Source organism: Rhodococcus sp. 14-2470-1a (assembly GCF_002259425.1).
In the GTDB taxonomy this organism is placed as follows: Bacteria; Actinomycetota; Actinomycetes; order Mycobacteriales; family Mycobacteriaceae; genus Rhodococcoides; species Rhodococcoides fascians_E.
The window spans coordinates 65,470-85,136 of the sequence record NZ_NPFZ01000022.1 but is presented as its reverse complement, the minus strand read 5'-3'; the positions used below and the strand labels follow the sequence as shown (position 1 = coordinate 85,136).

At 64.7% G+C, this 19,667-nt stretch carries 23 protein-coding genes and 1 pseudogene; 16 read left to right on the top strand and 8 right to left on the bottom strand.

Annotation, left to right across the window (positions count from 1 at the left end; translation table 11 throughout):
* The 7 genes and pseudogenes from CH292_RS11205 to CH292_RS11175 all read left to right on the top strand — a co-directional run.
* Positions 1-275 (top strand): annotated as a pseudogene (locus CH292_RS11205) (pentachlorophenol monooxygenase); the annotation flags it as partial.
* A gap of 75 nt (positions 276-350) precedes the next feature.
* Complete coding sequence (locus tag CH292_RS11200; protein WP_094654763.1) at positions 351-704, top strand: VOC family protein; 354 nt, start codon at positions 351-353, stop codon at positions 702-704.
* A 197-nt stretch (positions 705-901) separates the two neighbouring features.
* Complete coding sequence (locus CH292_RS11195; RefSeq protein ID WP_020113013.1) at positions 902-2,314, top strand: dicarboxylate/amino acid:cation symporter; 1,413 nt, start codon at positions 902-904, stop codon at positions 2,312-2,314.
* Positions 2,315-2,372: 58 nt separating this feature from the next.
* Positions 2,373-3,497, top strand: coding sequence for a hypothetical protein (locus tag CH292_RS11190; RefSeq protein WP_256978045.1), 1,125 nt, complete (start codon positions 2,373-2,375; stop codon positions 3,495-3,497).
* 193 nt (positions 3,498-3,690) lie between these two features.
* Complete coding sequence (locus tag CH292_RS29640) at positions 3,691-4,404, top strand: excalibur calcium-binding domain-containing protein (protein WP_094654761.1); 714 nt, start codon at positions 3,691-3,693, stop codon at positions 4,402-4,404.
* A 95-nt stretch (positions 4,405-4,499) separates the two neighbouring features.
* A complete protein-coding gene (locus tag CH292_RS11180) occupies positions 4,500-5,804 on the top strand; it encodes a hypothetical protein (protein WP_094654760.1) in 1,305 nt (434 codons plus the stop codon).
* A 27-nt stretch (positions 5,805-5,831) separates the two neighbouring features.
* The gene (locus tag CH292_RS11175) at positions 5,832-6,500 is read left to right on the top strand and encodes an NUDIX domain-containing protein (RefSeq protein WP_094654759.1); all 669 of its coding nucleotides are present in this window, start codon (positions 5,832-5,834) and stop codon (positions 6,498-6,500) included.
* 26 nt (positions 6,501-6,526) lie between these two features.
* Here CH292_RS11175 and CH292_RS11170 read toward each other — a convergent pair whose 3' ends face one another.
* From CH292_RS11170 to CH292_RS11160, 3 genes are all read right to left on the bottom strand, one after another.
* Positions 6,527-7,036, bottom strand: coding sequence for an O-acetyl-ADP-ribose deacetylase (locus CH292_RS11170; RefSeq protein ID WP_094654758.1), 510 nt, complete (start codon positions 7,034-7,036; stop codon positions 6,527-6,529).
* Between the two features lies 1 nt (position 7,037).
* Positions 7,038-7,973 (bottom strand): ADP-ribosylglycohydrolase family protein, encoded by a 936-nt coding sequence (locus CH292_RS11165; protein WP_094654757.1) that lies wholly within the window; start codon positions 7,971-7,973, stop codon positions 7,038-7,040.
* 65 nt (positions 7,974-8,038) lie between these two features.
* Positions 8,039-9,049: an FAD-dependent monooxygenase gene (locus tag CH292_RS11160; protein ID WP_094654756.1), complete on the bottom strand. Its 1,011-nt coding sequence runs from the start codon at positions 9,047-9,049 to the stop codon at positions 8,039-8,041.
* Positions 9,050-9,102: 53 nt separating this feature from the next.
* On the opposite strand from CH292_RS11160, the gene CH292_RS11155 reads away from it, so the two are divergent.
* The 4 genes from CH292_RS11155 to CH292_RS11140 all read left to right on the top strand — a co-directional run bounded on the left by CH292_RS11155 (position 9,103) and on the right by CH292_RS11140 (position 13,752).
* The gene (locus CH292_RS11155; protein WP_094654755.1) at positions 9,103-9,684 is read left to right on the top strand and encodes a TetR/AcrR family transcriptional regulator; all 582 of its coding nucleotides are present in this window, start codon (positions 9,103-9,105) and stop codon (positions 9,682-9,684) included.
* Between the two features lie 80 nt (positions 9,685-9,764).
* Entirely contained in the window at positions 9,765-10,781 is a 1,017-nt protein-coding gene (locus CH292_RS11150; protein WP_020113006.1) for a diiron oxygenase, read from the top strand.
* A gap of 61 nt (positions 10,782-10,842) precedes the next feature.
* On the top strand, positions 10,843-12,393 hold the full coding sequence (locus CH292_RS11145) for an FAD-dependent oxidoreductase (RefSeq protein WP_179277954.1): 1,551 nt from the start codon (positions 10,843-10,845) through the stop codon (positions 12,391-12,393).
* A gap of 96 nt (positions 12,394-12,489) precedes the next feature.
* Positions 12,490-13,752: a DUF2786 domain-containing protein gene (locus tag CH292_RS11140; protein ID WP_094654754.1), complete on the top strand. Its 1,263-nt coding sequence runs from the start codon at positions 12,490-12,492 to the stop codon at positions 13,750-13,752.
* Positions 13,753-13,755: 3 nt separating this feature from the next.
* On the opposite strand, the gene CH292_RS11135 is transcribed toward CH292_RS11140, so the two are convergent.
* The gene (locus tag CH292_RS11135) at positions 13,756-14,748 is read right to left on the bottom strand and encodes an isopenicillin N synthase family oxygenase (protein WP_037159895.1); all 993 of its coding nucleotides are present in this window, start codon (positions 14,746-14,748) and stop codon (positions 13,756-13,758) included.
* Positions 14,749-14,829: 81 nt separating this feature from the next.
* Here CH292_RS11135 and CH292_RS11130 point away from each other — a divergent pair, with 81 nt between their 5' ends.
* From CH292_RS11130 to CH292_RS11115, 4 genes are read left to right on the top strand one after another with little or no spacing between them, the layout of a single operon-like run.
* On the top strand, positions 14,830-15,165 hold the full coding sequence (locus CH292_RS11130) for a helix-turn-helix transcriptional regulator (protein ID WP_019666700.1): 336 nt from the start codon (positions 14,830-14,832) through the stop codon (positions 15,163-15,165).
* Positions 15,162-15,629: an SRPBCC family protein gene (locus CH292_RS11125; RefSeq protein WP_037139030.1), complete on the top strand. Its 468-nt coding sequence runs from the start codon at positions 15,162-15,164 to the stop codon at positions 15,627-15,629. Before CH292_RS11130 ends, CH292_RS11125 begins: the two co-directional genes overlap by 4 nt.
* A 24-nt stretch (positions 15,630-15,653) precedes the next feature.
* The gene (locus CH292_RS11120) at positions 15,654-16,031 is read left to right on the top strand and encodes a helix-turn-helix transcriptional regulator (protein WP_256978043.1); all 378 of its coding nucleotides are present in this window, start codon (positions 15,654-15,656) and stop codon (positions 16,029-16,031) included.
* Positions 16,028-16,513, top strand: a complete 486-nt coding sequence (locus CH292_RS11115; protein WP_037138867.1) for an SRPBCC domain-containing protein — start codon at positions 16,028-16,030, stop codon at positions 16,511-16,513. Before CH292_RS11120 ends, CH292_RS11115 begins: the two co-directional genes overlap by 4 nt.
* Positions 16,514-16,523: 10 nt before the next feature.
* Here CH292_RS11115 and CH292_RS11110 read toward each other — a convergent pair whose 3' ends face one another.
* The 3 genes from CH292_RS11110 to CH292_RS11100 form a co-directional block, all read right to left on the bottom strand.
* The gene (locus CH292_RS11110; protein ID WP_019666704.1) at positions 16,524-16,883 is read right to left on the bottom strand and encodes a VOC family protein; all 360 of its coding nucleotides are present in this window, start codon (positions 16,881-16,883) and stop codon (positions 16,524-16,526) included.
* Positions 16,884-16,902: 19 nt separating this feature from the next.
* Positions 16,903-17,313 (bottom strand): VOC family protein, encoded by a 411-nt coding sequence (locus tag CH292_RS11105; protein WP_019666705.1) that lies wholly within the window; start codon positions 17,311-17,313, stop codon positions 16,903-16,905.
* Positions 17,314-17,409: 96 nt separating this feature from the next.
* Positions 17,410-18,369: a DMT family transporter gene (locus tag CH292_RS11100; protein WP_094654752.1), complete on the bottom strand. Its 960-nt coding sequence runs from the start codon at positions 18,367-18,369 to the stop codon at positions 17,410-17,412.
* Between the two features lie 38 nt (positions 18,370-18,407).
* On the opposite strand from CH292_RS11100, the gene CH292_RS11095 reads away from it, so the two are divergent.
* Positions 18,408-18,941, top strand: a complete 534-nt coding sequence (locus tag CH292_RS11095; protein ID WP_094654751.1) for a CGNR zinc finger domain-containing protein — start codon at positions 18,408-18,410, stop codon at positions 18,939-18,941.
* Here CH292_RS11095 and CH292_RS11090 read toward each other — a convergent pair.
* The gene (locus CH292_RS11090; protein WP_230595471.1) at positions 18,938-19,612 is read right to left on the bottom strand and encodes a DUF998 domain-containing protein; all 675 of its coding nucleotides are present in this window, start codon (positions 19,610-19,612) and stop codon (positions 18,938-18,940) included. The genes CH292_RS11095 and CH292_RS11090 overlap by 4 nt on opposite strands.
* Positions 19,613-19,667 lie beyond the last annotated feature (55 nt).

The following is a 19,667-nucleotide window of genomic DNA, read 5'->3' as shown; positions in this document are numbered from 1 at the left end:
GCTCGGGGGGCTCGGGGGGCTGGGTGGCGGAGTACGAGGAACTGGCAGCTGACGCCGTCTCTGCGGCACACGGCCTGCTCGACGCCTACCTGGTGGTCGCCGAGCGGGTCGACTCGACGTTGCCGGTGATCGTCGACGCGCAGGGGCAGTTTCGCGACGCGTATTCGATTGCCGGTCCCGAGGTGTTCGTCGTGCGGCCCGACGGGTACCTGGGCCACCGGGGATCTCCCGATACCGCGGCGGTCGTCGGCTATCTGAAAGGCACCTTCGCCTGAGATCGATGACTTCGCACGCCGGCGCGGGTCTTCATGGGTGTACGAAGCACAGTTCTCCTGACGAACGGACACCTCATGGCCATCGAACACGTACTCGCCGTCGTACCGGTGACGGACATCGACGCAGCCGAATCGTGGTACTCGTCGTTCTTCGGGGCGCCTGCCACCAACAACCCGATGCCGACCCTCGTCGAATGGAAGGTGACCGATGTCGGGTGGGTGCAGGTCACCGTCGACGACGTACGCGCAGGCACCGGTCTGCTGAATTTCGGGATCGACGATCTCGACGCTCACCGCGCGGAACTCGCATCCCGAGGTATCGACGCCGGTGACGTCGTCGACGCGAACAAAGGCGTTCGGTTGTCGACGGTTCTCGACCCCGACGGCAACACCATCACCCTCATCGGCGGGTTCCGGGTCGACTACTGAACCCGGGCGCACGTTCGAGGTCGAATCAACTGGGAGTAATCTCCAGTAAGTGATGCCGCTCCTGACCAGTCGACGCTACGTCGACCTGCGCCTACAAGCGAGCTCTCTCTGTCTGTGACCGAGTCGTCTCGGCGTCGCATTCTCTGATTCGAAGGGCTTCTCCGCCCTCACCTCTTTTCCTGTCGAAAGGCATCTTCATGTCTGCGCCCAGTACTACGCGCGCGTCCCGCATACCCACGTGGGCAAAATCCTTCGGGCCTCAGATCGTCGCCGGGTTGATCCTCGGCGTCGTTCTCGGTCTCATCGCACGATCGATGCCCGACGCGGCCGACGGTAACGAGAACTGGCTGGTCGGCACCGTCGCCACCATCGGGTCGAGTTACGTCAAGCTGCTCACCGTCGCAGTCGTGCCGCTGGTGTTCACCGCCATCGTGTCCTCGATCGCGAATCTTCGCCAGGTAGCCAACGCTGCCCGGTTGGCGGTCCAGACTTTGTTGTGGTTCGCGATCACCGCGTTCATCGCCGTGATCATCGGAATCGTCATCGGTCTGGTCGCTCAACCGGGTTCACGCACCGGCGTCGAAGCGACGTCCGCCAAGGACCCGAGCAGTGTCGGTTCCTGGTGGTCGTTTCTGACCGGGCTGGTACCGAACAACTTCTTCGCGCTCGGGTCGAAGACATCGGTCACCACCGAAGCTGCCGGTGACGGAATCGCCAGCACAGCAACCACTTCGCTGAGCTTCAACATTCTCCAGCTTCTCGTGATCGCGGTCGCCATCGGCATCGCGGCGTTGAAGATCGGCGAGAAAGCGGAGCCGTTCCTGAACTTCAACGCATCGTTGCTCGCGATCGTGCAGAAGGTGTTGTGGTGGATCATCCGGCTCGCCCCCATCGGCACGGCCGCACTCATCGCGAACGCGGTCGCGACCTACGGGTGGGATGCGATCGGTTCCCTCGGCGTGTTCACCGTCGCCATCTACGTCGGCCTGGCCATCGTCTTCTTCGTCGTGTACCCCGTCATCGTTCGTGCGCACGGACTTTCGGTTCGCCAGTTCTTCTCCGGCGTGTGGCCCGCCACGCAGCTGGGCTTCGTCTCGCGCTCGTCGATCGGCACGCTGCCCCTCACCGAGCGCGTCACCGAACGCAATCTCGGTGTGCCGCGTGAGTACGCATCCTTCGCAGTACCGCTGGGCGCCACCACCAAGATGGACGGTTGCGCGGCAATCTATCCCGCCATCGCCGCCATCTTCGTCGCCCAGTTCTACGGCGTCTCCCTCACGTTCACCGACTACCTGTTGATCGTCGTGGTCTCCGTCATCGGATCCGCCGCGACCGCGGGAACCACCGGTGCGACGGTGATGTTGACTCTGACACTGTCGACGCTCGGATTGCCACTCGCCGGCGTCGGATTGCTGCTGGCGGTCGAGCCGATCGTCGACATGGGCCGCACGGCCGTCAACGTGACCGGACAGGCGCTCGTCCCGGCGATCGTCGCCAAGCGCGAGGGCATCCTCGACGAAGCCCGGTACAACAGCCCGCGTAACGGCGACCCGTTCAGCGACGACGACGTCACGCCGCCGACGGACCGCCAGCCGCAGCTGTCGTCCTAGTGACAATGGCTGCGGCGGTGCGCCGAGCGCGCCGTCGCAGCCATTAAACTAGGCGCTCATGGGATCCAAAGGACCGGCAAGCCGGGGGCAGAAGCGCGCAGCGAAAACGAAGGCGCGTGCCCGACGGCAACAATCCGCAGGCTCCGCTGCCCGCACATCCACGATCTCCCATGCCCTGCTGGAACATTTCCACTCCTGGCTCACCGATCGCGACATGGGTGAGCACGCCGACCGCGTGGTCAGCCTGGTGAAGACGACGCTGGGTCAGGTCGACCGGGCCAACCCGGGATTCGTCGTGACCTCCTGGACTCCGAACGACGCCCACTTCATCGTCGACGCCGTCGAGCGGATCGAGGACTCCGATCCGGACAACGGTGCTGCCGCAGCAACGAACATCGTCGTGACGCTGCTCGAATTCCTCACCTTCCTCGACGAGACCGACGCATGGACCGGTAGCGACGAGGACTTCGCGCACTGCATGGAAGACCTCACCGACTTCATCGACAACGATCCGGACGTCCTCGCCCCGGACGACATCGAGTTGCCGCTCGTCGCGCCGGCCGACGAGTCGGCAGCACTGGCCGCACTTCCCGTCGTGGCCGGTGTCGCAGCCTTGGTCGACCGGGTGGGATCCGGCGCCTCGGTGAACGACATTCCCGAACTGTCGACGGCGCTGTCCGAGGAAGGCGAGCACGACCACTCGGACCACGAACCGCAGCCCGAGAACATCACGGCCCTCGACCACTGGGCAGTCGCCTTCGCCACCGACATTCTGGAGACGGACGGCACCCGGGTCGTGCCGGGCTCGGCGGTGGACAGTTTCTCCTCGCGATCCGTCGACGTGCTTCGAGACGTCCTCACCCAGCACATCCGCCACCAACTCAGCATGAGCGAGACCGACGTCTCGATGGCCCTGTCGAACACCTTTGCCATCCAGACCTTGCTCGCGGCTATGACCGAGGACCTGCCCCTCGACAACGCGGACGAGGACTACGAGGGCCTCGAAGGCGAGGACCTGCGGACGGCGCAGTTGATCGACTACCGGATCCGCGCCTTGCAGGAGCAAACCGTGCTGGTCTCCGCCGACGACGCATTGACGGTTCCCGAGGCACTGCGACCTGCCGTTCTTGCGGGTGTGTCGCTGGCGGAACCGTTCGGAGATCAGGATCCGGACGACCTGTAACGAACTACGCGGTACGTACGACATGGTGCTCGGAATACAGCACACGGCCCCGTGAAACAGTCCGCGGCAGCCGGATTCTCGCTTCGAGCCCCACCGTCGTACGACAAAGCGATCCGTCGACATGATCGATCGGCCGTCTCGACTGGTCACGGTGCTCACGCGCCACTTCTCCAGCACTCGAGGACTCCCCCCCATGACCGATCCTTTCTCCCAGCCCTACGTCTTCCCCGGCGCTGAACGACCCGAGCGACCCCGACCGTTGATCGGCCGGATCATCGCGTGGTGCGCCGCAGTACTCGGCGCGCTGGTCCTCCTCGCGTCCATCGCGGACTTCTCGCTCCCCGGCATCGTGTTCGGACTGTGTGTCGCCGCGGCCGGTGCGCTGTACTTGATCGTCAAGCCCTCCCATGGCCGAGTCGTCTGGGCAACTCCTGCCCTGGCAGCCATTCCCGCGCTCGTCGCCGTCGGCATCGTTGCTCCCACAGCACACTCCGAGGACGTACCCACCCCGGCGGCGTTCGCTGCACCGGCTATCGCCGAGGTGTCCCCGACGACGACCCGCCCGACGACCACACGACCGACGACGACCACTTCCACGGCCACGGTCGCGCCGACTACCACCGCACCGACGACCACCCTCGCGCCGGCTCCCGAGACCGTCACCGTCTATGCCCCTCCGCCCACCACTACCGTGCCGTACGTTCCCGAGCCCGCACCGGTCTACATCGCCGAGCCCGAGCCGGAGTACGTGCCACCGGCCCCCGCGGCAGCGGCGGTTCCGTCGTACGTCTCCTACGCCAACTGCGCCGCGGTTCGGGCTGCCGGTGCCGCACCGATCTACGCAGGCGATCCCGGCTACAGCTCCAAACTCGATCGTGACGGCGACGGCGTCGGCTGCGAGAACTGAGCTCGCCAAACGTGTCGGACCCCACCGATACAGTTCTTGTCGCAGGCCGATTCGGCTGCCGCGCAAGCAATGACGTCAGTGGCAAGGGGTGCGCAGTGAACGACAGAAACTTCGATCTCATCGACTTCATCGAGGGTGCGTGGCGCACCTACCAGGCGGATCTCGCCGCGTTCACCGCGGAGATGCCCGACGGTGAGGAACTGACGTTGAGTGCGGAGTCTGGGGTGGACCGGAGAGACGGGGACACGCCGTGGATCCGAGTGTCCTCGGGTCCGGATGGAGAGATTCTGTCGGACGTCGCGCTCGGAAGCTACCTCTACGACGGGATCGAGCCGCCGGTGGGCGACGACGAGAAGCTCCGCGAACTGGGGTGGGCCACGCCGGGTGAACGAGACGTCTTCGGAGTGAAAAGCTGCTCCCTGCAGTGCAACCGCACCGACGCGGCTGATCTCGCGGAGCGAATCGTCACTGCGTTCCGGTCCGTCTGGCACGTCACCCACCCGGCGTTCCTGTCCGCAGACGCGGAGGGCGGCAGCGGACGCCAGTTTCGCACCGCCGCCGATCCTCGCCGCACCGATTCGACCGCACTGGTACCGCTGGACATCGATCATCTTCGCGCTCTGATGATCGATACCCTTCGCGCAGCCGGTATCGACATCTCACAGGAAGACAACGGCGACATAGCAATCGGTGGATTCGCATTACCGGTCCACGTGTGTCTCGGTCCGGATGCCACGGCCGTCCGACTGCACGCTCCTCTCGTGACCGGTATTCGGCACTCCACTGCTCTGTCACGCAAGATGGCCTGGCTCGGCACACGGTGGAAGGAGATCAACTTCGTCGTTGCGGGTGGGCAGTTGTTCGCAGGTGTCGACGTCACGACGCGCACCTTCGTCCCTCGGCACCTCACTGCCGCCATCTATTCGCTCGGTCTGTTCGCGGACCGCATCGACACCGGGTTCGCGTCCGAGCTGGGCGGCTCTGTGTTCGATCCGGACCACACACATCCCGATGCTCTTGCACAGGTCACGTGGTCCGACGACAGTGGAACGCTCGGCACTCTACGGGCCGCGTGCGAGCTGACGGGCGGTCCCGTGGACGCGGCGACTGTCGATGCGTTGTGCCGTCGCCAGGACCTCGCCGAACTCACCGAGCGCGCACTGTGGTCGGCCGAGCGCTTTCGTGGGCACGCCCACCGGCTGGGCGACGAACGCCGTCTCCGAGCCGCGGTCCTGTGCGACAAATTCGCGGCAGCCTGGGAGGACGTCGCTGCGAGCCTGAAGCGCGCCGCCCGGCCTGCACCTGCGCCGGTTCCCCGCGGCGAACAGACCCAGCTGTTCCTCCAGTTCGACCAGCCCTCGTTGTTCGATGTCCGAGTGGATAACTCACCAGCGCGCTAACAGCAGTAGGTGCGCTAACATCGACGAATGACCGAGGGCGCGGGCACGACACTGACGGATTACCCACGTCCGTCGGTAGCCGTCGACGTCGCAGTGCTGACCGTGCACGAGTCCGCCTTGTTCGTGGTCACCGTCGACTCACCTCGTGGCCTTGCACTGCCCGGTACCTTCCTTCATCCCGGTGAACGCCTGTCCGATGCAGCGCATCGAGTGCTGCAATCGAAGGCCGGTATCACGGCACTGCAGTTTCACCAGATCGGCATGTTCGACGCCCCCGACCGCGACGACCGCGGTTGGGTCCTGTCGATGGCGCACGGCGCTGCAGTTCCGTACGGCTCGCTACCCATCGGTGTGAAAGTGGTTCGCATCGAAGATGATCGGCCATCACAGCCGTTGGCGTTCGACCACAGCGACATGGCCGTTCTCGCCGTCGAGGACCTGCGCCGGCGGTATGCGTCGAACATCGATCCCTCGCTTCTGCTCGGTGAGGAGTTCACGCTGCTCGAGCTGAAGCAGTTGTACGAGGTGGTGTTCGGGAATCGATTCCCGAAGGACACGTTCAGACGCCACGTGTCACCGGCCCTCGACGGGACCGGTGCGACGTCCGTCGCGGCGGGTGGCCGTCCGGCAGAACTGTATCGACGGAAGGTCGGCGCGGTCCTGCCGGAAACGGCGTCCGCGCTGTTGCGGTCCTAGCCGCAGGATGCGGCCTGTCCGCTGAATCAGCCCAGCAGACGCGTCGTCGTTCGCGCAATGCTGTCGCTGAAGGCGACGAGCGTCACCACGTCCACGGACGTTCGAGCGCCCGTGACGGCGGCGACCTGCTGCGCTACTGCATTGTCCACCGGCCATCCGTACGACCCGCCCGACACGAGCGGAAACGCCACCGTCGACGCGCCGAGCGAATCTGCGACGGCCAAACTGCGCACGTATGCCGATCGCAGGATTGCCGATCGATTCTCGTGTGCCGAATACCGTGGTCCGACAGTGTGAATCACCCACCGAGACGGCAATCGGCCTCCGGTGGTCGCGACGGCAGCGCCCGCGGCCAAGCCGTCGGGCAGGCTCGTGCGGCGCAGCTCCTTGCACGCTGCGAGGATGTCGGGCCCTCCTGCTCGGTGGATCGCGCCGTCGACACCCCCTCCTCCCAGAAGCGTCGAATTGGCCGCGTTGACGATCGCGTCGACCCGTAGCGTGGTGATGTCGCCGCGAACGACGTCGATGATGGCCATGTCAGACCCCTCCTGTTAGTTCGGCGGCAAGCGTGTGGAGATCCCCGCCGGTCAGGTTCGGGTACCCGTGCAGCATCATCTGCCACTTCTCCGGAACAGCCGATGCACCCCAACGGGCTCCGACGAGTCCTCCGGCGATCGCCGCAGTGGTGTCGGTGTCACCGCCCGCGAGAACACAGAGCTCGAGCGTTCTCACCAGGTGTTTCGGTCCTACCTGCTCGGCTTTCGTTACTGCCCACCATGCCGTCTGCAGCGCGTGGACGACCCACCCGTTGTTCGGGAAGTCCGTCGGGCTCCCGTTCTCGGCCTCGTCGAGCAGTGGTGCCCAGAAGTCGGCCGCGCGTCCGGCGACGTCCAGCCATCCGCGCACGCCGTCGAAGTTTCCGTGCCGGACGGCGTGTGCGATCGCGAACGTCCAGAGCTGGCACGCCTCACCTGCCCGCGGATCGGAATGCGTGAGTTCACTGATCGATCGGGCTGCGTTCATCAGGTCGTCGGTGGTGTCGTTCAGGTAGGCGAGCGCGACGGGGGCCGTGCGCATCAGCGAACCGTTTCCTCCCGTGCGGCCTGTGAGAGCTCCCGCTCGACGTGTCATGTCCGCGGCGGATTCGCTTCGGTACCCGAGTACCGACCGCGTCTGATGTCCGATGTCGGCCGGATCGGTGTCGTACCAGGCGACGAAATTGGCGGCCACGGCATCGAGTCCGGCGCCCTCTCCTGGTTTTGCATCGCGGGCTGCGAGGGCCACTGCAACAGCCATGGATGTGTCGTCGGTCCACTCACCTGGTGCCCAGTCGAACGGGCCGCCGCCGATCATGTCGACGACTGTGCCCGGTGCTGGATGGGTGAACTCGTAGCCGGCACCGAGGGCATCCCCCGTTGCCGTACCGAGTAGCACTCCGGCTGCGCGATCGCTTCGACCGGTATTCGATGTCACTGCCGAACCTCCTTAGCTCGTTTGTGCGCTTAGATTAGCGCATATTTGAGCTAAACTGCAACAGCTCACCCGATCCTCGCGAGACCACCCGCCAGCAGGTCCCGCGCTCTCGTCCACCGACGAGCAGTTGCGCACGAACCAGCCAACGACGACGCGCGCGAGATCCGGTACGCCCGGCGGCGTCGAGCAGCGTCGTACCTACGCAGAGCGCCGGCGACCGTCTCCTCCTCGACGAGGGAAGAGGCCAGAGCGACCGCATCCAGCAGGGACTCACACGCACCACGGCCCAGATTGGGCGCCATTGCGTGCGCGGCGTCACCGACGAGCGCGACATTCCCACGCACCCACGACTTCATCGACGGGATCATCGCGAGCTCACGGAAATCGCTGCGCTGCTGATCGATTCGCGCAACCACGCCGGACACACCGCCGTGCCACGACGCGAAATGCTCCGCCATCGACTCACCCTCGCCCAGCTCCGTTCGCCTCACAGACGCGAACCAATTCGTGCGACGGCTGTCGTGGGGCGTCGTTCCGAACAGCTTGCCTCGGCCCCACGTCTCCGTCATGGACACACATGGGCCGTCGACGGTCCCCCGCCACGCAACAGCGCCCAACGGAATCGGCGCCCCCTCGGGCCCGAAGACTTCCGACCGGATGGCGCTGTTGATCCCGTCGGCGGCGATGATCACGTCGCACTCGGACACGTCGGACAACGCCTCGACCCGGCGGCCGAACTCCACGACACCTGTCGGACTCGCCGCAGCCAACGCCTCCAGCAGATCCGGCCGAGGAACGAGACGAGCTGAATGCTTCGCGCCCAGACGAGCGATGCACGAACCGTCAGGGCGTAGAAATCGCGCGCCGGTCACTTCGACCGACGCGGATCGAACAGCGTCGCCGACCCCGACTGCATCCAGGGCCCGCAGCGCTTCCGGCCATATCCCCAGAGCCGTACCACCCGCGGACACCTCGTCCGACTTCTCGAGCACACGGACATCCCACCCCGCACCGACCAGAATCGGCGCGGCGGCGAGTCCTGCAATTCCACCCCCGACGATCACCGCTGACTTCATCTTCCGGACACTACTACGATCGTAGTGCCATGGCACTACTTTTATAGTGAGCCATGACCACCCAGCGTCGACACACCGCCGCAGCAGCTCTCGTACAGGTAGGCGAACACGGGCTCCACGGCCTCACGCATCGCAAGGTCGACGCTCGCGCAGGCGTGCCGGCGGGGACCACCTCGAACTACTTCCGCACTCGGTCCGCCTTGATCGCAGGCGTGCTCGAACATCTCGAAGAACTCGACCGGGAGGCGTGGGAGAACGCGTCCGCCACACCCCGACCTCGGTCTCGCGGGGAACTGACGGCAGCGCTGGTCGCATTCGTGGACGACGCGATCGGCCCGCGGCGAACGCATACGACCGCGCGATTCGCACTCTTCGCCGCAGCGGCCGCGGATCCAGAGTTGGCGACAAGGCTCGGCGCGATCCGCGCCCGGATCGTCGAGTGGGCAGAGAGCGTTCTGATCCACATCTCGACCGAGGACACGGCGTCGTGCGCCCGCGCGCTGTGCCACTACCTGGACGGCCTGATCCTTCACAAAATCGCCACTGCGACACGTTCGAGCACCCTGTCACACACAGATTCCGTGGATATCGGCGTGGCCGTCGACCGAATAACTGCAGGTCGAACCCGTTCTTGAAAGTTACTCGCTAGTAAACTGGATTTTGCTGATACTACGAGTTACATTAAAAACACGTTCGCACCATGTAGGAGGAAGCGATGACACTGACGTCAGAAGACGGCACGATCTCGATCGACCCGGACGCAGAGACCGAGAAGTACAACGAGACTCTGCGCCTTCTGTCCGAGGGCTCGGTGCACAAGCATTTCGACCCGTACGTGGACATCGACTGGGAGTCCCCCGAGTTCGCGGTGACCGAGAACGATCGCCGGTGGATTCTCCCGACCAAGACCGACCCGATCGGTGGGCACGCCTGGTACCAGGCTCTGCCGGAGGACAAGAAGATCGCGATCGGCATGTGGCGCCAAGCCAACGTGGCCAAGGTCGGACTGCAGTTCGAGAACATCCTCATTCGCGGGATGATGCAGTACGTCTTCTCCCTGCCCAACGGTTCGGCCGAGGCGCGGTACTGCACTCACGAGTCGATCGAAGAGTGCAACCACACGCTGATGTTCCAGGAAATGGTCAACCGGGTCGACAACGACGCACCCGGCATGAGTCGGCCGATGAAGATGCTGTCGCCGATCATCCCGTTGTTCGCGTCGATCGCCCCCGAACTGTTCTTCGTCGGCGTCCTCGCAGGCGAGGAGCCGATCGACCACATCCAGAAGAGCGTGCTGCGGTCGGGCGAGGAAATCCACCCGATCATGCAGGGCGTCATGGCCATTCACGTTGCCGAGGAAGCACGCCACATCTCCTTCGCGCACCAGCTGCTGCGTCGTCGCGTACCCAAGATGTCCAAGGTGGGTCGCTTCTTCCTGTCGCTCGCTTTCCCGATCGTCATGCGGGTGCTGTGCGACGCGATCGTCATTCCCCCGAAGCGGTTCTGGAAGAAGTTCGACATCCCGGCGTCGGTCAAGAAGGACCTGTTCTGGGAGAGCGAGGAAGCCCAGCACACGCTGCAGGACTACTTCGGTGACGTGCGCATGCTCGCCAAGGACACCAAGATGATGAGCCGCCCGGCCAAGCTCATGTGGAAGCTGTGCGGAATCGACGGCAAGGCCTCGCGTTTCCGCAGCGAGCCGGACCGTAGCTCCAGCCAGTTCGCCGCCTGATTCTCCCCGTCCTTCACAGCGCCAGTTCTCTCCACAGCAGCGCCTGCCGTCAGGAATTCTCATGCCCCACGTTGTCACCCAATCGTGTTGCAGCGACGCATCGTGCGTCTACGCATGCCCCGTCAACTGCATTCACCCGACACCCGACGAGCCTGATTTCCTGACGGCAGAGATGCTGCACATCGACCCGGCGTCGTGCGTCGACTGCGGGGCGTGCGTGTCGGCGTGCCCCGTCGACGCGATCGTTCCCAAGTCGAAGCTCACCGAGAGTCAGCTTCCGTTCCTCACGATCAACTCCGACTTCTACAAGCAGGAACGGCCGCCGCGTCCGATCCTCGCCCCGGTATCGCCTGCACCAGCAGTCACCAAGGAACGCGAGCCGCTCCGTGTGGCGATCGTCGGCTCCGGCCCGTCGGCCATGTACGCGGCAGACGAGTTGCTGACGCAGCCCGGCGTGAAGGTCGACGTGTACGACAGACTCCCCCAGCCCCACGGTCTCGCTCGCCTCGGCGTGGCACCCGATCACGAGAAGACCCGTCAGGTGTCGCGTCTGTTCGACCAGATTGCCGCGCAGTCCGGTTTCGAGTTCCACCTCGATACCGAGATCGGCAAGGACATCACCCACGACCAGCTGCTCGAGACTCACCACGCGGTGATCTACGCCGTGGGCGCCTCACGCGACCGCGAGTTGACGATCGACGGCGCGAACCTCCCGGGACGGACGTCCGCTACCGACTTCGTCGCCTGGTACAACGGGCACCCGGACCACTCGCACCGCCGGTACGACCTGTCGCACAAGCGCGCCGTCATCGTCGGCAACGGCAACGTCGCTCTCGACGTCGCGCGCATTCTCACCATCGATCCCGAGCGACTCGTGGGCACCAACGTGCCGGATCACGTGGTCAAGACCCTGCGCGAGTCCAAGATCGAGGAAGTGCTCGTCGTGGGCCGACGCGGTGTCGCTCAGTCGGCGTTCACCGTTCCCGAGTTCGCCGGCCTCCTCTCGACCCCGGGCATCGACATCTCGCTGCACCACGACGAGATCCAACTCGATGCCACCACGGCCGCGCTGGCCGACGCCGACGACCTTCCCCACGCCGTCGCGCAGAAGCTGCAGTTGCTGCGTCGCGTCGAGGACACCCCCGGCGGCGACAACAGGCGCATCGTGCTGCGCTACCTGCTCTCCCCTACCCGCATCCTCGGCGAAACCTCGGTCACCGGAGTCGAATTCGATCGGATGACGCTCGAGACGGACGACGACGGAGGCGTGCGCAGCGTAGCGACGGGCGAGAAGGAAACCGTCGACGCCGGACTCGTGCTCACCTCGATCGGCTACCGAGGCGTCGCGCTTCCCGGTGTGCCCTTCGACGACCGTCGCGGAATCATCCCCAACGACGACGGCCGTGTGCTCGACTCCCCCGATGGTGAGGTCGTTCCCGGAACCTACGTGACCGGCTGGATCAAGCGCGGACCGTCGGGATTCATCGGAACCAACAAGTCCTGCGCGCAAGGGACCGTTCTGAACCTGGTCGAGGACTTCAACAACGGACTGCTCCCCGATCTCGGCGTCGCAGCCCCACCCCGCCGACAGTGGCGACTCCGTCGCACGTGAGTGGATTCGATGTCGTAGTGCCCTGATAGAACTTTCGTCGACAGCGTTGCCAGCCCCTCACTGGCGTCGACGACTCTTTCGACGAGGGGAACATTCATGGGCACTTCGGATCTGACTCGCGCCCCGCAGTGGTGGCTCGGGCACAGCAACATCGATATCGACATTCACACTCTGATGACCGCCGGAATCGATCTGGCGTCGAGTCTGCTGACCGACGAGACGGCACTGCACGCCTTCGTCGGTCGGCTCATGGACATCGAGAATCGGCTTTCGGCGGCCCGGTTGTGCATCGAGAGCTCGGTGTTCTCCGCGTCGCTGCTGGAGACGGCGTTCGAGCGTGGGTGGATGCCTGCAGAACTCGTGCACGTCATCGGCCAGGGCGCGGACAAGGCAGCCGCACCGATGCTGGTGGTCCTTCTCGGCGAGTACGCACGGCGCAGTCATGCGTTCTCGCGTGCTCCCCAGGAGTGGATCGGGCAATTGCGCACGCTCGGTGTCGATCCAGGTGCGGAGCTCGCCGGCCTCCGCACCAACCGCCGAGTCACGCCGCGTGCATTCTGGACCACTTTCCTGCACCTGAATGCCACCGTCCGCAGGTTGCCCATCATGGAAATGACCGGGCCACCGCCGTCTCGTTGGGGTGAGAAGTCGCCATCCGGTCGCGTCAGGTCGGACGAGAAAGTGCTCAACAAGATTCGCGGATTGTTGGCCAAGGCGGAATCGTCGTCGTTCTCGGGAGAACGAGAATCGTTCTCCGCCAAGGCGCAGGAACTGATGACGCGCTACGCGATCGATACCGCCATGGTCGACGCGCGGTCGACCGACCCCATCGACACCCGTGTCGCGGTCAGAAGATTCACCGTCGACAACCCTTACGTCGATGCGAAGATGCGGTTGTTCTCCTCCGTCGCTCGTCCCAACGGCGTCAGAACCGTTCACTACCGCAGTTTTCAGCTCGTCGCCGCGGTAGGCATGCCCGTCGATATCGACTTGTGCGAGTTGCTCTACACGTCGTTGTTGGTGCAGTCGTCGATGGAACTGGACGCGGTGGGTGTGGATCCGAGCAAGCGCGGCAGAGGTTTTCGCCGGTCGTTCCTGTTCGCCTATGCCCAGCGAGTCGAGGAGCGCATCACCGAGGCATTCCTCCGAGCTCGCACCGAGGCCGGCGAACACTACGGCACCGCCCTGGTCCCGGTCTTCGCCGAACGCGACCGAGCCGTCACGGCGCTGTTCGACGAGATGTTCCCGAAGCTGAAGTCGAGGAAGACCAGCTTTTCCAATCACAGTGGCTGGCATTATGGTCGGGTTGCTGCCGACCGCGCCGATATCACCGGAGGGCGAGAGAAGATCGAGGACTGACCCTCAGTACGCCGAGCCCGGACCGGTCGCCGTGATGCCGTGGTGAATCTCGGCGACATCCGGGTGGGCTCGTGTTCGCGACTTCCATGCGTTCTCGCCGTAGGTCGCGAAGATGGGGTTGGTGGGATCGTCCTCGACGCCCCGGCTTCGAGCGGCGAGTTCGTCCGGCAGTTCGACAATGGGAATCACGGCGTCGAGGGCTGGATTGAGGAAGAACGGAATGGATACTCGGTCGGTGCCCTCGCTGGGCGCGACGACGCGGTGGCGGGTGGCACGCAGATATCCCTGCGTTGCCACTTCGAGGAGCTCTCCGATGTTGACGATGAACGCGTCCTGGACGGGCGGAACGTCGATCCACTCGTCCGGCGAGAGCTCCACCTGTAGGCCTCGGGAGTCCGGCTCGACGAGCAGCAACGTCAACACTCCCGAATCCTTGTGCGCACCCACTCCCTGCGGGTTCTCGGAGCTTCCGGGGTACCGCACCACCTTGATCAGGGTTGCCGGGTTGTGTGCGAACGCGTCGTCGAACACGCCGGGTTCGGCACCGAGGGCCGTTGCCCATTGTCGTAGCAGCCGCAGGCCTACGTCGGACAGTTCCTGTTCCCATGCTTCGAACGCGGGACGCAGTTTCGGCAGTGCCGACGGCCAGAGGTTCGGACCTTGCAAGTGCCAGTACCCTTCTGCCCCGTCGACGAGGGCACGTTCGGGGCCGATGTCGATCTGTTCGCGCCAGTCGGTTCGTCCGTTGGTGAGCTCTCCACCGAGACGCGAGTATCCACGGAACTGCGGACTTTTCAGTTGCGAGATCTCGTCCTTGGCGCCGTCGTCCAGGGCGAAGAACTCCCGTGCCAGGCGCAACACCTCTGCGATTCGGGATCCGGACACCCCGTGGCCGGTCAGGTAGAAGAACCCGGATTCGTGGGCGGCGGCGAGCAGATCGGCGCGAAAGCGCACCGGGTCGGAGTCCGCGTGTGTGAGGTCGAGAACCGGAAGCATGCTGTCCAGTATCGAACTCCGCATCGACATCCGCTAATGGTTAGCCCTTGCGCTAACCATTAGGCGTTGATAGTTTGCCTTATGGCTCAGTTTTCGCCGACGCTCGATCTCGTCTTCCACGCACTGTCCGATCCCACCCGACGGGCCGTTCTCGCACGCCTCGGACGAGGGCCGGCAAGCGTCGGAGAGTTGGCCGAGCCGTTCTCCATGGCCCTACCGTCCTTCCTGAAACACATCCGCCTGCTGGAGGACAGCGGGTGCATTCTGACCCACAAGACCGGGCGAACACGTATCTGCACGCTCGTCGCGGATCCATTCTCCGCGGTCGAAATGTGGCTCGAGAAGCAGCGTTCCACCTGGGAAGCGCACACCGACCGTCTCGAACAGTTCGTCACCGAAACACAGGAGCCGTCATGACACACACTCAATCCGACCTCGATCTGACCGTCTCTCGGATCATTCGCGCACCACGCACACGAGTGTGGGAAGCCTGGACGACACCCTCCCAGCTGGAACAGTGGTGGGTGCCGAAGCCCGCTACGGCACGTGTCGTCGACCTCGACCTGCGACCGGGTGGATCGTTCGTCACCGAGATCAGTGAGACAGAAGAGACGTTCGGGCCGCACATCGCGGGATGCTTCCTCGACGTCGTCGACGGGGAACGATTGGTGTTCACGAATGCACTCACTGCAGGCTGGCGACCGGCTACCGACCCGTTCATCACTGCCGTCATCACGTTCGCCGACCACCCGGACGGGACCGAGTATCTCGCGACGGTCATGCACAAGGATGCAGCCACGGCTGCGCAGCACGTCGAGCTCGGTTTTCACGACGGGTGGGGAACCGTCACCCGGCAGCTCGCCGAACTGGCCGAGGCCTGACAGGAAGTCCTCGACCCTTGACCGATGCCGCCCGACCGCCTAACGTACAACCAAATGGTTGTAGATGAAGTGAGCGATGCCGATTTCGACCGCCTCTTCCAGGCGTTCGCAGACACCACTCGGCGCGACATCGTGTCCAGGCTTCTACGGAACGAGCATTCGGTGTCCTCGCTCGCCGCTCACTACTCCATGAGTTTCGCGGCCGTGCAGAAGCACGTTGCGATTTTGGAACGCGCTTCGGTCGTGAGCAAAGAGAAGCGCGGACGGGAGCAGATCGTGCGAATTCATTTGGTAGGCATCGAAAGAGCACGAGCACTGCTGGCCGAGTACGAAACGATCTGGCGCCGACGCGTCGACCGGATCGCCGATATCCTCGCCGAAGACCAGGGAGAACCCTCATGAGCGTCATCAGCACAACACAGAACCCCGACCGACTGAACTTCACGATCGTCGCCGAGTTCGACGCGACAGTCGACCGGGTGTGGCAGATCTGGGCCGACCCTCGTCAGCTCGAACGCTGGTGGGGCCCACCGACCTGGCCCGCGACCTTCGACACCCTCGAGTTCGTCGAAGGTGGCAAGGCGCTCTATTACATGACCGGTCCCGACGGCGAGAAGGCCCGCGGTTGGTGGCGCATCACGTCACTGGACGCTCCGTCGAGCCTGTCGTTCGACGACGGTTTCGCCGACGACGACTGGAACCCCATCGACAACTTGGGCGTCACGAAGACCGCCGTCACGCTCGAGGACGTCGACGGACGTACCCGCATGACGACGGTCGCGACCTTCGTGAGTGCCGAGCAGATGAACACGCTCATCGAGATGGGCATGGAGGAAGGCATGAGCCTCGCCATGGGGCAGATCGACGCCGTGCTTGCTGGGTAGTGGCCGGAAACTACTGCGCCGCCCAGATTCCCAGTTCGTTTCCGCTCGGGTCGGTGAAGTGAAAGCGTCGACCTCCGGGGAATTCGTACGGCCCGTTGACCACTTCACCGCCGGCTGCGGTCACTGCGTCCAGTGACGCTTCCAGGTCGTCGGAGTAGAGCAGAACGAACGGGCCACCGGTCGGGCGTGGTTCGGTGGAGAGCGCGAGACCACCGACCTCGTCCCCGTCGGCGCCTTGGATTCCGGCGTACTCGGGCCCGTAATTGTTGAACCCCCAGCCGAATGCGCCGGAATAGAAGGCCTGGGCTGCGGCCAGGTCTGTCACTGTCAGTTCGATGTAGTTCAGTCGATGGTGCATGTTCTCGGCCATGTCGGCAGCCTACTTTCCGTCACGAACCTGCGATGTTGACCAGCCAGTTGATGCCGAATCTGTCGGTGAGCATGCCGAAGGTGTCACCCCACGGGGCCTTGTTCAGACCCATCGTGTTCTGTGCCCCGTCGGCCAGTGTGTTCCAGTATCCGGTCAGTTCGGCCTCGTCTTCGCCACTGAGCGAGACGGAGATGTTGTCGCCGACGTTCAGGTTCATGCTCGACGGCGTGTCCGCACCCATCAGAGTCAGACCGCTGGGCGAGACGAGTTGGCCGTGCATGATCTGGTCTTTCTCGGCCGGGTCGTCGCTCGCACCGAAGTCTGCGAACGTGTTGAGAGTGAGCTCGCCTCCGAACACGGAGTGGTAGAACTGCAGTGCCTCACGGGCGTCGCCGCGAAAGTTGAGATACGGATTCAGACGGGTCGTCATGATGTCTCCTCGCGCTCGGTGCCGGCCACTTCGGGGTTCGACGACAATCCTAGGAGCCTGACCGCCGGCGGGGGCGTGTTCGGATATGTGCGGCATTCACGGGTTACGCGGCTCACCCAGCTTGACCACGATGACTCCGATCAGGATGAGAACGCCGCCCGAGATCTGAACGAGCCGTGGCGTTTCACCGAGAAGCAGCCAGGCGAAGAGCAGGGCCGACACCACTTCCGTGAGCCCGACGAACGACGCGAGTCTCGACCCCAACCTGCGAATGGCGGCAATTCCGCACACGTAGGCCAGCGCTGCCGTCACGATTCCCAGCCCGAGGACAGACCCCCACCAGGGCATGGTCGCGCCGGCGAGGACGACATCGTCGGTGCTCGCCGCGAAGGGAACCACTCCGAGCGCGCCTGCGACGAGCAGAATCGTTCCGCCGCACAGCAATCCGGCAGCGGCCAGCGTCAACGGGGGCAGCCCGTTTCCCTCGTCGGCGGACATGATCCAGTACACGGCCGCGCCCGCCATTGCTGCCAGCGCCCACAGGACCCCGAGGAGATCCAACGAAGCACCGGACACGAGATCGAGCACCAGGAACAGGCCGACGGCGGCGACGGCAGCGCCACCGACCGTCACCAGCGTCGGGCGCTGCCCTCGCCGCAACCACATCCACCCGATGACTGCCACCGGAGAGGTGAATTCGATGAGCAGCGCCACCCCGACCGGCATGTAGTTCACCGCGTTGAAGAATGCCAACTGGCAACCGGCGACGGCGAACACGCCGTAGGCGAGGATGGTGCGCAGATTCTTCGACAGCAGTGCCCACCGTCCCCGTAGCGCGAACATGCCGGGAACCAGAAGGACGGCGGCAGCGATCATGATCCTGGCCGTGACGGCGGACCCAGCCGTCCACCCGGCGTCGAGCAGGCTCTTCGCCAGCGGCCCGGACAGCCCGAACGCAGCCGATGAGACAACCGCCAATCCCAGACCCGAGGCCAGCCTGGATGGAGTAGCTGCCATCCCACCCAAAGGAGTTCCGTCATTGGTCAACGCCGTCATGGCTCATTACAGTAGGAACCGATTGGTAAGGTGTCAACATGGTCCTCACCGATGACACCGCAGGTGCGCTGGTGTCCGCCGTAGCCTTGGCCAACTCGGGCGAGGATCCCGACACACTCGTGACCCGGGACCAGCTGAAGGAGTTCTTCGCCCGACACCACTACACGGGACGTTTCGACGGCGACGCAGCCGAGCTCGATGCCGTCCGCGCCCTACGTCCGTCGTTGCGGACCTTGCTGACGAGCGACCGTGACACTGCGGTGGAGCTCGTCAACACGATCCTGGCCGACGCCTGCGCCTTGCCCCGACTGGTCCGCCACGGCGAGACCGACTGGCACCTGCACGCGGTCAGCGACGACAGTCCCCTTGCGCGACGCATCGCCGTCGAGACCGCGATGGCGATGATCGACGTCATCCGCGCCGACGAACTCTCTCGTCTGACCATCTGTGCAGCCGACTGCGAGGGCATCGTGCTCGACCTCTCGCGTAATCGATCGCGCAAGTTCTGCAGCACAGCGTGCGGTAACCGCACCGCCGTCGCGGCGTACCGGACGAGGCAGGCCGGAACTTAACGCTCGCGCACCCTGTTCGCCGACGCCGCCCGAACCCAGAGGGCCAGCGAGATGAGCGCCAGCACCTCGGCGACCACCAGGGCGCGCTCGACGTAACCCAGCGTGACGACCCGGTACCAGGGAGTCGTCGTGGTCGCGCCGACGACGAGCGCGTACAGGATGGGGAGCAACGTGGCCACCGACAGGAATGCCAGGCCGAGCGTCGACCGCGCTCGAACACCCCACCGCCCGTCGCGTAACCACGGCAGAGCGAAGGCGATCACGGCGATCGGCACGCTCACGAACGCCATTGCCGCACCGGCCCGGTGGATAGCACCGCCGAGCCCGAGTGTGGCGTCGTTGCTCCAATCCTGTTTGGGGACGGCGACAACGGCGACGAGGCCGACGGTCCACAGCGTCAGGGCGACCGCCGCTGTCGATCGTGGCCTGACCAACCCGGTGCGAACCGCAGCCACCAGCGTCGCGGCGGATCCCAGCGCAAGAAGCAGCACTCCTGCGGTGAAGACCCACTGCTGGGCGCCGAGGCCGTACTCACTGATGGTTCGACGCAGGTGGCTGGCATTGCTCGCCGCGGTGAGAATGTCCAGCACGAGCACGAGGATGGAACCGAGGATGATGGCGACGGCACCGGCCGAGGCGGGTCGCACGAGGCGCGGTATATCGATCGTCACCCGATCCACTGTGCCCGAAGAATCCGACTTCAGGCTCGCCACCGACGTGGAAGTC